Source organism: Pseudenhygromyxa sp. WMMC2535 (assembly GCF_011083025.2).
Genome location: NZ_JABJWV010000001.1, coordinates 8,133,855 through 8,149,834, shown reverse-complemented (window position 1 = coordinate 8,149,834; position 15,980 = coordinate 8,133,855). Strand labels below are relative to the sequence as shown.

General features: G+C 69.9%; 9 protein-coding genes. 7 read left to right on the top strand and 2 right to left on the bottom strand.

Annotated elements, in window-relative coordinates; genetic code table 11:
• Positions 1–111: 111 nt before the first annotated feature.
• The 7 genes from G6O69_RS31480 (at position 112) to G6O69_RS31450 (ending at position 13,006) form a co-directional block, all read left to right on the top strand.
• Positions 112–1,392, top strand: a complete 1,281-nt coding sequence (locus tag G6O69_RS31480; RefSeq protein WP_172307167.1) for a hypothetical protein — start codon at positions 112–114, stop codon at positions 1,390–1,392.
• The gene (locus G6O69_RS31475; RefSeq protein ID WP_172307166.1) at positions 1,389–5,984 is read left to right on the top strand and encodes an RHS repeat-associated core domain-containing protein; all 4,596 of its coding nucleotides are present in this window, start codon (positions 1,389–1,391) and stop codon (positions 5,982–5,984) included. Before G6O69_RS31480 ends, G6O69_RS31475 begins: the two co-directional genes overlap by 4 nt.
• Before the next feature lie 14 nt (positions 5,985–5,998).
• A complete protein-coding gene (locus tag G6O69_RS31470) occupies positions 5,999–6,691 on the top strand; it encodes a pentapeptide repeat-containing protein (RefSeq protein ID WP_172307165.1) in 693 nt (230 codons plus the stop codon).
• A gap of 79 nt (positions 6,692–6,770) precedes the next feature.
• Entirely contained in the window at positions 6,771–7,415 is a 645-nt protein-coding gene (locus G6O69_RS31465; RefSeq protein WP_172307164.1) for a hypothetical protein, read from the top strand.
• An 11-nt stretch (positions 7,416–7,426) separates the two neighbouring features.
• Positions 7,427–10,111, top strand: coding sequence for a type VI secretion system tip protein TssI/VgrG (tssI, locus tag G6O69_RS31460; RefSeq protein WP_172307163.1), 2,685 nt, complete (start codon positions 7,427–7,429; stop codon positions 10,109–10,111).
• An 81-nt stretch (positions 10,112–10,192) separates the two neighbouring features.
• Positions 10,193–11,662 (top strand): serine hydrolase domain-containing protein, encoded by a 1,470-nt coding sequence (locus G6O69_RS31455; RefSeq protein ID WP_172307162.1) that lies wholly within the window; start codon positions 10,193–10,195, stop codon positions 11,660–11,662.
• A 138-nt stretch (positions 11,663–11,800) separates the two neighbouring features.
• A complete protein-coding gene (locus G6O69_RS31450) occupies positions 11,801–13,006 on the top strand; it encodes an alpha/beta hydrolase fold domain-containing protein (protein ID WP_176397202.1) in 1,206 nt (401 codons plus the stop codon).
• A 170-nt stretch (positions 13,007–13,176) separates the two neighbouring features.
• On the opposite strand, the gene G6O69_RS41700 is transcribed toward G6O69_RS31450, so the two are convergent.
• Positions 13,177–15,102, bottom strand: a complete 1,926-nt coding sequence (locus tag G6O69_RS41700) for a hypothetical protein (RefSeq protein ID WP_172307160.1) — start codon at positions 15,100–15,102, stop codon at positions 13,177–13,179.
• On the bottom strand, positions 15,099–15,950 hold the full coding sequence (locus tag G6O69_RS31440) for a UbiA family prenyltransferase (RefSeq protein ID WP_172307159.1): 852 nt from the start codon (positions 15,948–15,950) through the stop codon (positions 15,099–15,101). Before G6O69_RS31440 ends, G6O69_RS41700 begins: the two co-directional genes overlap by 4 nt.
• Positions 15,951–15,980: the final 30 nt, after the last annotated feature.

Sequence of the window (15,980 nt, the reverse complement as noted above, 5' to 3'; positions counted from 1 at the left end):
GAGGACGGCGAGCGCCCGAACCCCGCGCCCGACCCCGGGCTCGGGCCGTTTCGACGAACTACTCGAGCTGCTACGCTCGCGTTCGCTCTCTCGAGCCGGGCCCCTCATGCCATGAAGCGCAAGTTCGAAACACTTCGAGCCACGCTCGAAGAGTTCGCCCAGCAGGATGAATTCTCGGTCCTGCTCCTCGGCTGCCGCGGTGGCGAGCTCGCGTTCGTGCTGCCCTTCTTGCAGGCCCTCGAGCAGTCGCTCCCGGGCCACCTCGTCGCCGTGTTCTCCCAGGACTTCATTGCCCCGGGCCCGTGGCTCGACGCGGTCGCCCACGCCGTGGCGATCCAGCTGGAGTACGCCGCCCCGGGCCGCGAGGAGCGGGGCGAAGCACCGGCGCCGCCGCTGCCCTACGTGATCTCCGACGCGCGCGCATCCCCCCGCGAGCGGCTCGCGGCGCTGCTGCGCTACCTGCCCTCGCTGCTGCCCGATCCGAGCGTGCATCGCATCCTCGTCGCCTTCACCCCGCTCGAGTGCCGCGACCTCGAGGCCTTCACCGACCTGATGGCCACTGTCATCCCCCACCCGGAGGTCCCTGGGTGGATGGCGCCCGTGCGCCTGGTCGTGTGGGACGAGCTCGACGTCGCCCGACTGTCGACGGGGTTGCGGTCCTGGCCGGCGCAGCGCGTGCTGGACTATCGCGAGGATTTTTCGACCCCGGCGCTGACCGACTCGCTGAGCGTCGACGCGGGCAATCGGGCGCTGTCCCTCGACGAGCGCATGGGCGCGCTGTTGCAGCTCGCTGGCCTCGACTACGCCTACGAGCGCCACGCCGCGGCCCTCGACAAGTACGCGCTCGCCCACGAGCACTACTTTCAGACCAGGCAGCCGGGCCTGCAGGCGCTGACCTTGCTCGGAGCCGGCGACACGCTGCACGCCGCCGGGGATCCGAAGTCCGCGAAGCTCCGCCTGCAGCAGGGCATCGCCGTGGCGATGGCCGACAAGAACCTCGCCGCCCTCGTCCCGCTGCTGCTGTCCGTGACCAAGGTCAGCCTCGCCCTGCGCGAGCTCGACGACGCGCGCAGCTACGCCGACTCGGGGACGCAGGTCGCGGCCGCGGCGATCAACCCCTTCGCCTACTGCGACTTTTTCAAGCTGCGCGGCGACGCCTTCGTCGGCCTCGGCCAGGATAGCGAGGCGCTCGCGGACTACGACAAGGCGCGCGAGCAGTGCCGACAAAACGAGTACCACGAGACCTGGCTCGCGGCCCTCGACGCCCAGATCCAGATCTACAGCCAGGCCAACATGGACGAGCAGCGCCGCGCCTGTGAGCACGAGCGGGCCGAGGTCGAGCAGCTCCAGCGCCTCAGCCCGCGCCACGCTCACCCAGGAGGTCGGGCGTGACCCGCGGTCGCGTCTCTCCGCCGAGCTCGCCGAGCGGACCGAGCTCGCGGCCCGCGTCGCGGCCCAACTCGCGCACACCCCCGCCCGCGCCGCCGCTGATCGGTCCGACGGGCAGCCCGACCCTCGACTGCATGGCCGACGCGGTCAACTCCGCGGTCGCGCCGTTTCAAAACGCGCCGCCGCCGGAGCAGGGCGCGGCCGGCTGGGTCGCCCAAGGCCTGGGCGGCGTGCTCGGGATCATGGGCGCGCCGCAGCAGCTGATCGACAACGCGTTCGCCGGGCTCACGGCCCCGATCGCCGCGATGTTCCCGTCGATGCCAGCGGTCACCTTGCTGGGCATGCATATCGGCATGCTGCACACGCACGCCCACCCGCCCTCGCTGATCCCGCCGGCCCCACCGATCCCGCTGCCGAGCATCGGCATGCTCGTCGGCGCCGGATCGATGGCCGTGCTCGGCTGCGGGATGCCGCTGGCCCGAGCCGGCGACATGGGGATCTCGGTGACCTGCGGCAGCCTGGCCCCGCCCTTCGAGGTGTTCACGGGCTCGAGCAACGTGTTCGTCGGCGGCGCTCGGGCGGCGCGGCTCCTGGACATCACCAAGCACTGCGACCCCACGACCATGGGTCCGTTCGGGATTGCCATGGGCATCGCCGGTGTCGCGGCCGGGGCCGCGGGGGCGATCGCCACGGGCCAGGCCGCCCAGGCTGCCCAGGCCGCCGCCGACGCGGCCGTGCTCGCCCTCAAGCTCCTCGCTGGCAAGGATCCGGGCCTGCCCCCGGGGATCGGCGCGCTCGTCGGTCCCCCGCTGCCGACCGTGATGATCGGCGGGTTCCCGTGCCCGCCGATCGGGGACATGGCGATCGGCGCCCTGATGAAGGGGATCAAGAAGCTCGTCGCCGCGGCCAAGAAGATGCGCGCGTCTCGGCGATCCAACGCCAACTGTGGCGACGGCTCGCACCCGATCTACCTGGTCACCGGCGAGAACTTCGATCACTTCACGGACTTTGTCTCGCCCGGCCTGTTCGCGTGGCGGCGGCGCTACACCACGGCTCACGCGGCGATCGACGGCCCGCTCGGCTACGGCTTTCGCCACCACTACCAGCGCCACCTCGACGTGCGCCTGCACCAGGCCACGTTCATTGACTGGGATGGGGTCGAGCTCGAGTTCCCGAAGTTCGAGGGCCCGCCGGGCTGCGGCCTCGACGAGCTGCGCGAGCACGGCTACGTCCTGCGCCGCGTGAGCCAGGGGCCGACGAGCGGGCGCTACGAGCTCTCGACCCCGGGTCAGCCGACCTTGGTCTTCGAGGGGGATCGCTTCACCGAGGCCTTGCCCCTCGTCGGCCTGCGCAGCGAGACGCATACGCTCGCGCTCGAGTACGACGCCGAGGGACGCCTCGCGGGGGCCGTCGACACCCCGCTCGGGTCGCGGACCTCGACCTGCTACCGACTGAGCTACGATCGCGCCGGGCGGCTGACGGCGCTGCACGAGCTCGGCTCGAGGCCGACCGCGCGCTTCACCTGCACCTACACCGAGGCCGGCGAGCTGCACCAAGCCCGCGACGCCTGCGACGGGGTCTGGACCTACGCCTACGACGCTGCCCACCGCTGGACTTCGCAGACCGATCCGCGCGGCTACAGCTACTCGTTTGGCTATGACGAAGACGGGCGCTGCGTGTCGGCCAGCGGCCAGGACGGGCTGTGGTCGGCGCAGGTCGAGTACCTCCCGGACAAGGGCATGACGCGCTACACCGAGGGAGAGGGCGCGGTCTGGGAGTACCACTACGACCTCGCCGGCTTCATCACCTCGATCGTCGCGCCCGACGGCGGCGAGCGGATCCGGTCCATCGGCAGGGACGGGCGCGTGCTGGCGGACACCGACGCCGGCGGCAGGACCCTGCGCTACACCTACGACGCCGACGGAGCTCCGCTCGCGCGCATCGACGAGTTCGGCCACGTGTTCCCGCCCGAGCACGAGGCCCCAGTCCTCGACGATCCCTTCCGCCGCGAGCTCCCGAGCACGGCCCTCGCTCGCAACTTCGCAGGCGCCCTGCGCCCCTGGCCCGAGGCGGTCTTCGGCGCGACCGGAGCCCTGCTGGAGATCCCTGCGCCGCTGCGCGGCCTGGCCCACCAGGTGTTTCGGCTTCGCCCCCGCGGGGCGCCCCAGGCCGCGCCGAAGACCCAGGTCATGCATGACGCGCTCGGACGCCCGGTCTACGCCGTCGAGGGCGCGCGCCGGGCCTGGCGGCGCAGCTACGACGAGTCGGGCAACGAGGTCGCGCGCGTCGATCGAGACGGCCATGTCTACCGCAGCGAGACCACGTCGTGGAACTTGATCGGCGCGCGCATCGATCCGCTCGGCAACACCTCGCGCTACGAGTACTCGAGCCTCGAGCAGCTGACCGCGCTCACCGATCCGCTGGGGAACACCTCGCGCTGGGACTACGATGCCTGTCGGCGGCTGACCCGAGTCTGGCGTTACGACCGCTTGCGCGACACCTACGAGTACGACGTCGGCGGCCACATGATCGCCAAGTACGACGGCGCCGACGCGCTCGTGTTTCGCAACGCCGCGTTCCACGACAACCACCTCGTCGCCAGGCGCGAGCTCGCCAGCGGCGGTGAGCACCGCTTCGACTACGACGCGCGCGGGCGGATGACCGAGGTCTCGACCGAGCGCCACGCGGTCACGCGGACCTTTTCCCCGATCGGCGAGCGGCTGCTCGACCTGCGCGATGGCGAGGGTCTCGAGCGCTGGGTCGACGACCACGGCGAGCGCGTCCGGATCCTCGATCGCTTCGAGTGGACGCTGCGCTGGGCTCGCGACGGCGCGCTCGAGCTGCGCGTTCCGAGCAAGGCCGCCGTCAGCCGCCTGCGCTACGCCAGCGACGGGGTCGTACTGATCGAGCGCGCCAACCAGACTCGCGAGTGGCAGCAGTACGACCACGAGGGGCGGCTCGAGGGCGTGATGACGTGCCGGGCCAACGCGCGCGGCGAGACCTTCGGCTGGGGCCGGCGCTACGCCTACTCCGGCGAGGGCGATCTGCTGGCGATCCAGGACTCGGTTCGCGGGAGCACGCGCTACGAGGTCGACGCAGCGCACCGGCTCGTCGCCGAGGCCCGACCCGATGGCGCGCGCGAGGCGTTCGTCCACGACGCGGCCAACAACCTGGTCCACAAGCGCGGGCTCTCGCGGCTTGCGATCGCTAGCCACAACCGGGCGAGCGCGTCGGCGACCGAGGTGTTCGAGTACGACGGTCGCGAGCGCCTCGCCACGCGCCGGCATCGCGACGGCGCCCAGACGAGCTACCGCTACGACAGCTTCGATCGGCTCGAGCGGCTCGAGCGGCGGGGGACAGGCGAGAGCGAGCCCGAGCTGGTGTGGCGCGCGGCCTACGACGCGATCGGGCGTAGGCTGTGGGTCGACGCCGGCGGACGCCGGCGCGAATTCTTCTGGGATGGCGACCGCCTCGCCGCCGAGGTCGACCCCGAGGGCCGCCTGCGCGTATATCTCTACTTCGGTCCCGACGCCCTCGTGCCCTCGGCGTTCATCGACTACGACTCGCGCGCGGCCGAGCCGGAGACCGGGCGCCTGTACCAGGTCTACAGCGACGGCGTCGGCCAGCCCCTGCATATCGAGGACGAGACCCGCGAGATCGTCTGGTGGCCGGCACAGACCGATCCCTGGGGGCTGATCACGGTCCACCAGTCCAGCACGGTCGAGTACAACCTGCGCTGGCCTGGGCACTACTACGACCCCGAGACCGGCCTGCACTACAACCGCCACCGCTACTACGACCCCGCGCTCGGCCGCTACCTGAGCCCCGATCCGCTCGGCTACGCCGGCAGCGAGACCAACCTCTACGCCTACGCGCCCAACCCCCTCGTTCAGGTCGACGTCCTCGGCCTGGCCCACGACGGTCAGGACGGCGACGCGACCCGGCGAAGCAGCAGCGACGACAACGAGGGGGCCGAGCCCGCCGAGACCCCGGCCCAGCGACGCGCGCGCCAGCGTGAGCAGATCGAGAAGATGAAGCGAGATCGGCGGCGCCGGATCGAGGCGGCGGAGCACGCGGAGATCGTCGACGGCAACCGCCAGGCCCGCGACAACGGCGAATTCGACGGCAGCCTGTCCCCCGACGACCGAGCCTACATCAACGACGAGACCGCGCTCTCGCGCGCCTCCGATCCCGACAAGCGCCTCGGGGACTCGTCCCCGGGCTCGACGATCGACGAGGCCCGGGCCATGCAGCACGCCGAGGACACGGGCCAGCTCCCGGGACCCGTCGATCGTTCGGTCCGCCCTGGCGCCGACGTCCGCACCGGGACCGGCGACGCCGAGCAGCACTACAGCATGAAGGGGGTGGTCCACCAGGATCATCCGGGCAGCCAGGCCCGGGCCGCCAAGGAGATCGACAACATGGCTGGCGACCGCCGCCGCGGCAGCGAACCCAACGGCGTGCTCATCGATCTCCGCCACAGCCCCGACCCTGTCGGCGACCGCCAGCGCCTCCAGGCCCACGCCAACCAGGTCAACGCCGACCTCAGCCGCGACGGCCACGACCCGATCGACGTCCGCTTCATCGATCCCTGACCGCTGATACCACCATGTTCACGACCAATGCACTCGAACTTCACCAGCGCTGGATCATCGGCGAGCCCGATGGCGTTCAGATCGCCGCACGCGACGTCGAGCTCGAACTCGAGACGCTCACCGACGCCAACCTGATCGGCGCCACCTTCCATGGCTGCACCTTCGTCAACCTCACGTTCGTCAACGTCGACTTCGGTGGCGGGAGCTTCGACGGCTGCGAGCTGCGCGGCTGCACCTTCGAGCGCTGCGTGCTGCGAGACCTACGCATGGATCGGTGCGCCCTCGTCGACTGCGCGTTCGCGGGCTCGGCCCTCCAGAGCCTCGGGTCGACGGGCTCGAGCTTCGAGCGCGTCGACTTCAGCGGCGCCGACCTGACCAAGGCCACCGCCTACGAGGCCCGCTTCGTCGAGACCCGCTTCGACGGGGCCAAGCTCAAGCGTACGAGCTTCATGAAGACGGCCCTGCGCGGGTGCAGCTTCGTCGGCGCCCTCGCCGAGCGCACGGACTTCTCGACCGCCGACCTGCGCGAGGCGGACTTCGATCAAATGGTCATCGACCACACACGCTTCACGCAGTGCGGGATGTGGGGCATCAAGGGGAAGCCCAAGTTCCCGCGCGCCGCCGTGATCGACGAGCCCGACCTATCCGAGGCATTTGACGGCAGCAAGATCGTGAGCCCCGATCAGGTCATCGCTGGGTGGAGCTGAAGGCTTCGCCCGACACCCCGGACGGCCATGCCCGGGGCGTGGTTTCGGTCGTTGCCGCGACCGGCTATGGTGACTGGGTATGGCAGACGCGCCCGAGACCTCGACGGCCGCGGCCGGCCCATCGCTGCCGGCCTCTGGAACGCCAACGCTCGATGAGCTGCTCGCCCACGCGGCGCGGTCCCAGGCCGCGTTGGTCGGCGGGGGCAGCCTGGTCGGCGAGTGCCTCGAAACCCATCACCCGCACCTCCCGCGGCGCGTGTTCGTCCGTGTCCGCGATCCCGATGGCGTACCGATCATGGCCTGGCTCCCGACCCTCGACGGCCTGCGCGTGCGCGTCGGCGATCGCGTGCTCCTGACCCGGCCAGACAACTGGCCCGAGCCGGTCGTCACCGGCGTGCTCGCGGGTCTCGGCGGGCCCAAGCCCGAGCCCGAGCCCGATCCCGAGGCAGAGCCCGCACGAGACGCCGAGCCGGGCCCCGAGCTGCAGCTGCAGGCCGGTGAGCGCCTGACCGTGCGGGGTCCCGAGGGCGCGGTGCTGCTGCGGATCGCGTCCACGACCCGCGGCCCCGAGCTGACCTTGCTCGACCGCGACGTCGACTTCGAGATCCCAGGGCGCTTGCGCCTCGGCGCTCAAAAGATCGAACTCCACGCCGGCGCGGGCGGCATCGACGTCCGCACCGAGGGCGACGCCGTCGTCCGTGGCCGCGTCATCCGACTCAACTGAGGGCGATCACCATGGCCGACGACATCGAAGATCAACTCCTCGATCAGGCTCGGGATGGCGCTGGCGAGGTCGCCGAGGGGCTCGCCGAGGGCGGATCCATCGAGGACATCGCCGAGTCTGCCGGCGCGAGCGCGGCCCAGCAGGCGGCTGAGTACGGGGTCCAGCAGGCGGCGCAACAGGGAGTCCCCGTCGGCGAGCTCGGGGAGGCCGCGAGCGAGCTCGCTCGAGCAGCGGCCGATGGCGAGCTGGAGGGGGCCGCGAGGGCGGCGGCCGCCATCGCTACGAACGTCGCCGCCGAGGCCTCGAGCTCCGGCGTGGGCTCGTCGATCCCAGAGGTCAGGAGCGCCGGCTCGATGGCCGAGCGTGCCGCCGAGGCTGCCTCGTCGGTCGTCGACATGCTGGCGGGGGACGAGATCATCGCGAAGGTCGCCTACTACGTCACCGTCGTCGACGGACCCGACGCCGAGTGGCAGCTTCGCCGCCTACACCTGCGCGAGGCCCTGTCCGAGCCCTACGTCGCGGTCATGGACATCGTCACGGACGAGCTGAGCGCCGACACGGACGCCCTGCTCGGCGCCAGCTGCGAGCTGACGATCCATCGCGGCGAGGTCGTGCGCACCATCGACGGATTGATCCATCAAGTCGAGTACATCGGTGTGCTGCATGATCGGCTCGAGGTCCGCGTGGAGATGGTCCCGGCGTTCTACCTGCTGCGTCAGCGCGTCGACACGCGGCTGTGGCAAGACGCGAGCGTGCCCGAGGTCGTCGAGGAGGTCCTCGCCGACGCGCTCGACGACTACCAGCGGGAGGTCGATGCTTCCGGGCTCACGGCCAGCTACCCCAAGCGGACCTACATCGTTCAGTACCACGAGAGCGACCTCGACTTCGTCAGCCGCCTGCTCGAGGAGGAGGGCATCACCTACCGCTTCGACCACGAGCGCGAAGAGGCCAGGGAGGTCCTGGTGCTCGAGGACAGCGTCGACAACTACCTCGACGTCGAGACCGTGGACGACAACCCCGAGCTGCACGTTCACGCCGAGCGTCCCGAGGAGGCCAGCGTCGAGACCGTCCAGCAGCTCGACTGGATCCGCGAGCTCAGCTCGACCGCGATCTATCAACGGACCTTCGACTGGATGACCCCTGTCGCCCCGGTCGAGTCCGACGTCGGCGCCGCCGACACCGACGAGCGCGGCTGGGCGCGCGAGGTCTACCACCACGGTCGCTTCGTCGAGGACGATCCTCAGCCGCGAACGATCCGCAAGCTCGACTACCGCAAGCGCCGCGACAAGATCGCCCGCGGCGTAGCGAACGTCACTGGGCTCTACCCCGGGCGCAAGTTCACCCTGGCCGACCACGAGCGCCCCGATCTCAATCAGGAGTATCTCGTGCGTAGCGCCGTCCACACCGCCGACTGTGCCGAGGTCATGGCGGGCGGCCAGCCGATGGGGCCGCGCTATCAGTGCCGCTTCGAGTGCATCGTGTTCGACCCGAACACGATCCCCTGGCCGGTCCCCGACACCCCGAGGCCGCGGATCTACGGGCCGCAGACCGCGATCGTCACCGGTCCCGACGGCGAGGAGATCCACACCGACGAGCACGGGCGCATCAAGGTCCGGTTCGACTGGGACCGGATCCGCGAGCTCAGCGACGACACCTCGATGTGGATCCGCGTCGCCCACAATTGGGCTGGGCCCGGGTTCGGGACGTTCTTCGTCCCGCGGATCGGCATGGAGGTCGTCGTCGAGTTCCTCGAGGGGGACCCGGCCAAGCCAATCGTGACCGGCTGCGTCTACAACGGCGACAACGCGATCAGCGTCGGGCTCCCGGACAACAAGACCCAAAGCACGATCCGAACGCGTAGCTCACCCGGCAGCGAGGGCTACAACGAGCTGCGCTTCGAGGACGCCGTCGGCAGCGAGGAGATCTTCGTCCACGCGCAGAAGGACTACAACGAGGTCGTCGAGAACTGCCACTCGACCAGCGTCGGCGCGGACCAGAGCAACAGCGTCAGCGGCAATCAAACGAACTCGGTCAGCAAGGATCAGACCGAGTCGGTCACCGGTGATCAGACGATGAGCGTCGACGGGAAGCGGACCAAGACCGTGACCGGAGACGAGTCCAATACGCTCGAGGCCAACCGCAGCACCCAGGTCCACGGTGACGAGCTGCTCGAGGTCATCGGGACGACCACGACGGTCTCGGGCAAGAAGGTCACGCTGCAATGCCGCGAGGACTACGAGCAGTCCGTGGGCGGCGCGAGCTCGATCTCCGTCAACGCCGGACCGGCAGGGCCGGGGGATGGTTCGATCTCCGCGGCGAACAATTTCGAGATCCGCGCGACGACGAAATTTGCCGTCAGCCAGGGGGGGGGAGCCGCGACGATCGTGCTCGAGGGGGGCGGCGCCTCGCACGGGACGAGCAAGAAATTCAATGTCTCGGCCGACAGCGATCTGATGCTGTCGAGCGGGACCAAGCTGTTGGCCGCCGGGGCTTCGAAGGTTCAGATCAGCCAGGGCGGGGCGGTCGTGACCCTCGAAGGTGGGAAGGTGTCGATCAGCGCGTCGGAGATCACCCTGAGCGCGGGCGGCAGCACGATCAAGGTCGATGGGAGCGGAGTAGCGATCTCCGGCGCAAAGGTCGACGTCGCGGCTTCGGGGGTTGCGAGCGTGACCGGGGCGATGGTCAAGGTCAACTGACCAGGGCTTCGCGTTGCTGTCGTGCGCGCTGCGAGGTGAATGGTCGATCGCCTCTGCACCGCGCGCTCGCTATGATTGCTCATGCGCTTCAAGTACTGTTTGCGCGAGCGGGCGACGGTCAGCTTCGTTGCCCTGGCCATGCTCGCGCTCTGGCTCGGCCCCATCGCGTGGGCAGCCGTCCCCGAGGGGGCGATCGATGAGGTCATCGATCGCGAGATGCCCTCGTCCGGCGCACCTGGGCTGGCTTACGCCGTCGTGAGCGAGGGCGAGATCGAGAAGGGCGGCGCGCGCGGTGTGGCAAGGCTCGGAGGCGACGAGGGGATCACCCCAGACACGCCCTTTTTGATCGGCTCGATCACCAAGAGCTTCACGGCGCTGGCCGTGATGCAGCTGGTGGAGGCGGGAGAGCTCGAGCTGGACGCCGAGCTGTCAGGGGTGCTCGGCGTGTTCTCGGATCGACCCGCTGGGTCGATCACGATCCGGCAGCTGCTCAGCCATACGAGCGGCTTTTCCACGCTGCAAGGGAACACCCCCTACGAGGATGGCGCCGGCGGGGGAGATGCGCTCGAGCGCCGAGTCGGCGTGTACGCTCAGTTGACGCCGGCCTACCTGCCTGGCGAGACGTGGGAGTACTCGAACGTCAACTACCAGATCCTCGGCCGCTTGATCGAGGTCGTCAGCGGGCAGGACTACGCGACCTATGTCGAGACCCACATCCTGGGTCCGATCGGCATGGCGCATGGCGTCGTCGCCGATGGCGAGGCGCACGAGCAGATGGCGACGGGGCACCTGCCGTGGTTCGGCAGCAAGCGCCCCCTGGTCGCGGGCAAGACCGATCGCGTCACCGCCCCCGCGGGGGGCGTCATCGCGAGCGCCAACGACCTCGCGCTCTACATGCAGGTCATGATGAACGGCGAGGACGATGTCCTCAGCGCGAGCGGCAAGGCCGAGATGTTGCGCCCAGCGAGCGAGGCGTCGCCATTTTATGGGCTCGGATGGTTCTTGGACGCCGAGCAGGGGAGCGCCTGGCACGAGGGCATGAGCCCCGGCTTCGAGACCATCGCAACGATGGTCCCGGCGGAGCAAAAAGGGGTCGTCGTGCTGGTGAACGCGGGCAGCGGCTTGGGCTTTGGGGAGACGCTCGAGCTCCGCATGGGCATCACCGCCACGGCCCTCGACCTGGACTACGATGGTGAGGGCAGCCGCTGGTCGCAAAAGGGCCTCTTCCTCGGGCTGACCATCGCGCCGATCGTGTTCTTGCTCTGCATCGTCTGGGCGTGGCGCGACCGTGAGGGGATTCGCGTCAAGACGGACGCGGGCGCCTTTGGCCTGTTCAGCTTGTGGTTTCCGCTGCTGACCACGCTGGGCGGGGCGTGGATCATCCTCGGCCTGGTGCCGAGGCTCTTCGGTGTCGCGCTGGCCACGCTTCGCCGCTTCCAGCCAGATTTCGTGTTGGTCCTCGTCGCGTCCGCCCTGAGCGGTGTGCTGTGGGCCGTGTTCAGGCTCGGCGTCGCCTACAGCGAGAAGCTGCGGTCGTCGAGTGGCCGTTGACCGCGAGCCTATCGGCGCAGCCGGTCGCGTCCCCCACGCAGCTTCATGCGTCGAGGCCTGTGACCCACGGTTGGTGGCCGTGGTCCTCCATCGTTGCGGGGGGACCCTATCGAAGCCTCGGGATCGCTATAGTTGAACATGTCCTCGAATCTCGCCGTGTCCACTTCACGCCTGTGCCTGTGCTCGTGCCTGGCGCTCTTCGCCTGCTCGGACGACAGCTCGACGGACGCGTCTTCGACCGCTGGCACCGAGTCGAGCGCCAGCACTGGTGGCGACGAGCTGAGCAGCGAGGGCGACTCGAGCGGCGAGGGCGACTCGAGCGGCGAGGGCGACTCGAGTGGCGACGGAGACTCGACCGGCGAAGACGACTCGACCAGTGACAGTGACGGCGACAGCGACTCGACGAGCGAGGGCGAAGAACCGCCGGCCCCGCTCGAGCTCCCGCCCTCCGACCCGCCGATCGACGTCCCCGAGGGCGTGCTCTTCTCCGCCGACCTGTCCTGCGGCCCGCACCCCGAGAACGTCTTCGACGTGTTCCTGCCCGCGAGCGACACGCCGACGGCGCTGGTCGTCTTCATCCATGGCGGCGGGTTCACGGGCGGCGACAAGTCCAGCGCCTACAGCGGTCAGGCCAGCAACATCGCCGCTTGGCTCGACGCCGGCGTGGCCTTCGCGACGATCAACTACCGCTTGCTCGAAGACGTCGACACCGAGGGCGTGATCAAGCCGCTCGGCGACAGCCGCTACTGTCTGCAGTTCATGCGCTACCACGCCGACAGCCTCAACATCGACGAGGACAGGGTCGCGGCCTACGGCGGCTCGGCCGGGGCCGGGACCTCGCTGTGGCTGGCGACCCACGACGACATGGCCGACGCTGCGAGCGAGGATCCCGTCGCCCGCGAGTCGACGCGCCTGCGCGCTGCTGGGGCCCTCGAGACCCAGGCGACCTACGATGTCGTGCGCTGGGAGGAGGTGTTCGAGCCCTACGGCCTGACGGTCGCGGACATGGTCATGGCCGGGCTCGAGCAGCGCCTGCTCTCGTTCTACGGCATGGACGATATCTCGCAGCTCGACGAGCCCGCGATCGTCGACTACCGCGCCGACGTCGACATGCTCGCGCTCATGGACGGGGCCGACGCGCCGCTGTGGATCCTCAGCGACAACCAACCCGAGGACCCGCCGCTCGACATCAGCCTGCTCTTTCACCACCCCTACCACGCGCGCACGGTCATGGATCGAGCGCTCGCGGTCGGGCTCGAGCAGGTCTCTTACATCCCGGTGCTCGGGATCGAGGATCAAAGCGGGATCGAGATCGTCGAGTACTTCATCTCCAAGCTGGAGTAGGGGCGCGCACTAGTGTGCGCGCCAGAGGACTTGAAGGGTCTCAGGCGCCGGACCGCCGGTTGCTGACGAGGCGCGAGGAGGGAGTTTGTCGGGCACAAATGACTGACGAGCAACGAAGTCAGCGGCCGGTGCTCCAAGCCTGGGGCCCTTCAAGTCCTCTGCCGCGCACACTAGTCGAAGCGATAGCCGTTCTCGATCCGAAAGTCCGCAGGGTGCGGCGCAGGCACGCGCATGAAGCCGACGCGGTCGCCCTCGACGGGCACCCGCTCGATGCGGCAGTCGGGGGTGCAGCGCAGGGTCTCGAGCCAGTGAAAGCGCAGCAGCAGGTCCGCCTGGGGGTCGCTGCCGCGCACCGCCACCTGGTTGACCCCGACCTCCAACTGGCCGCGGCCGTCGAGCAGCGCGGCGTCGAGGTTGACCCGGTAGATCAGGATCCCGTCGGCGAAGCCGGCCCGGGTCAGCAGCTGGGGCTGCTGGTCCCACCACGGGCTGTGCTCGTCCTTGCGGATCACCACCCAGCGCACGGCGTAGGTCTCGAGGTAGCGGCGGAAGGCGTCGAGGTCGTAGGGCGGCTTGCCGCCGGCGCGGCGAAACCAGTTGGCGTCGCTGTGCTCGATGTTGCGGACCACGAAGCCGCCGAGGACCTGGGCGTCGGTCCGCGCCATCACGTACTCGCCAAACACCTGGTTGTGGATCAGCCAGCGCCCGCGACCTTGGTTTTGGGCGTCGAGCTTGGTGATCAGCGCGAGGATCTGCTCCCAGTCGTCCTGGTCGTCGTAGCTGTAGGGCGGGATGAAGGCGTGGCCGAGGGTGTTCATGATCACCTCGCGGCCGTCCTCGAGGGTGCGGCTGCCTCGCATGTCGCCGGCGAAGAAATAGAGCACGTCGCGGCCGAGGTGCAGGGCGGCGAGGCCGGCGAGGATCAGCGCGAGGCCGCGCTGCTGGATGTTCAGGCCGCGCCAGGGTCGGCGGTTGAGGGTGTCGCGCAGCCACGAGGCGGCGGGGATGAGCGCGGCGAAGCCCAGGGGGAGGTTGTGGCGGTAGGGCTGGATCTGCGCGAAGGGGGTGTAGCGGCCCAGGTAGGTCAGCGCGGCCATGGTCGCGAGCAACACCAAAAAGGGCAGGCGGCGACGGTCGCCCGCGATCCGCCAGGCTCGCAGGCCGAGCAAGGCGGCGATCAGCGTGGCCGTGCGGACCGCCGTGCGCGGGCCGATCAGGCCCTGGCTGCCGGGGTCGTCGACCAGGCCGAGGGGGTCGTAGATCAGGTAGCGCAGGCCGCCCTGGGCGTAGAAGGCGGAGTCGAGCAGGTAGTGGACGAAGCGCAGGGCGACGAGCAGCCACCAGGCGTTGGCGGCCAGGGTGACCAGGGCGATCGCCCAGGTGATGGCGTGCGCTTTGAGGCTCATGCTGCGCTCGACGAGGGCGGCGCGCAGGTAGAGCGCGAGCATCGGGGCGACGAGCACGAAGAAGATGTAGGGGTGGATCAGGTGGCCCACGGCCATGGCCGCGGCGCAGCCGAGGGCGAAGATCGCCCGGCGGTCTTCGATCCACCGGTAGAAGAGCGCCAGGGGCAGCAGCGCGTAGAAGGCGACGAGCGAGTAGCTGATCGTGCCGATGAACCACATCCAGTGGGTGAAGGAGTCGAAGAACCACAGCGCGACGCCCAGGCCGGCGGCGCCCAGGGCGTCGCGGCGATCGCAGCGCAGCAGCCGGGCCGAGGCGTAGACGACGAAGGGCACGGACAGGTGCCCGGCGAGGACGAAGGCGTTGTAGGCCCGGCCCCAGGCGACGCCCAGGTGGGTCAGGGCCCAGGTCCACAGCTCCCAGGCTTTGACGTCGGCGTCGAAGAGCACGCCGTTGGGCGCCCCGGCGAGCAGGTAGGGGTCCCAGACCCAGGGCTTCCCCCAGCCGTCGAGGCCGGCGATCACCCGCTTGGCCTGGGTGGCGTGGGTCGAGAAGTCGCCGCGGTTGAAGGGGATCGTGGGGGGGATCAGGTTGTCGCCAAAGAAGTAGGCGACCAGGCACAGGTGGATGGCGAGCAGGGCGAGGGCGGCGAGCGCCGTGGGCAGGCGGCCGTCCGCTCGTGCCTCGCTCATGCCAGCGCCCCGATCGAGCCGATCGAGCCGATCATCGAGCCGGCCCAGCCCAGCCAGACCAGCAGGGTCTCGATCAGCATGACCACGCCGAGGATCATCCGGGTGCGGTTCCAGTAGCCCTCGACGTCGTCACCGGGGGCCACGCGCTGGAGGGCGGCGGCCCAGATGAAGGGCGCCAGCCACCACGCGAAGCACAGGCCGGCATAGAGCCCCGCGAGCGCGAGCATGACGCGGATCAGCGCGCGGGCGCGGGTCGGGCCGAGGACCACGGCGGTGGTTCGCACGCCGGCGGTCGCGTCGATCTCGCGATCGCGGAGCACCTGGATCGACTCGAACACCCCCGAGAACAGGCCGAGCTGCCCGAGCAGGAGCAGGCCCTCGGGGTGCCCCGGGGCCAGGCCGACGGCGGGCATGGCCACGCCCCAGGCGACCATGGCGAGCACGTCGACGAAGGGCAGGCGCTTGAGCTTGGCCGAGTAGGCCCAGCACACGCCGCCGCCGGCGAGCAGGGCGATGAGCAGGCCGCCGCCCCAGGCCACGGCCATGGCCAGCAAGAGCGCGAGCACGGCCAGCTGTGCGACCACGGCGGCGCCGCGGTGCTCCGCGAGGTAGCGGGTCTTGTCCTGCTCGCGGGTCGCCGCCGCGAGGTCGTCGTCGAGGTCGTGCCAGTCGTTGTTGAGGTAGACCAGCAAGTTGAGCAGGAAGGCGAAGCTCAGGCGGTAGGCGATCTCGGCGAGGCCGAGGTGGCAGGCCAGGGCGATCGCCAGGGCGCCAGCCATGTTGGCCATCTCGAGGCGGCGCAGCCGAAAGGACGCCACGTCGAAGAGGATCTTGAGCACCGGCGTCATCGGGGCGACATGTGCTACTAGCACACTTGG

Excerpts from the sequence above, each read along its gene's own strand:
- G6O69_RS31465 (WP_172307164.1), top strand. The coding sequence starts at position 6,771 with ATGGCAGACGCGCCCGAGACCTCGACGGCCGCGGCCGGCCCATCGCTG.
- G6O69_RS41700 (WP_172307160.1), bottom strand. The coding sequence starts at position 15,102 with ATGAGCGAGGCACGAGCGGACGGCCGCCTGCCCACGGCGCTCGCCGCC.
- G6O69_RS31470 (WP_172307165.1), top strand. The coding sequence starts at position 5,999 with ATGTTCACGACCAATGCACTCGAACTTCACCAGCGCTGGATCATCGGC.
- tssI (WP_172307163.1), top strand. The coding sequence starts at position 7,427 with ATGGCCGACGACATCGAAGATCAACTCCTCGATCAGGCTCGGGATGGC.
- G6O69_RS31450 (WP_176397202.1), top strand. The coding sequence starts at position 11,801 with ATGTCCTCGAATCTCGCCGTGTCCACTTCACGCCTGTGCCTGTGCTCG.
- G6O69_RS31440 (WP_172307159.1), bottom strand. The coding sequence starts at position 15,950 with ATGACGCCGGTGCTCAAGATCCTCTTCGACGTGGCGTCCTTTCGGCTG.
- G6O69_RS31480 (WP_172307167.1), top strand. The coding sequence starts at position 112 with ATGAAGCGCAAGTTCGAAACACTTCGAGCCACGCTCGAAGAGTTCGCC.
- G6O69_RS31455 (WP_172307162.1), top strand. The coding sequence starts at position 10,193 with ATGCGCTTCAAGTACTGTTTGCGCGAGCGGGCGACGGTCAGCTTCGTT.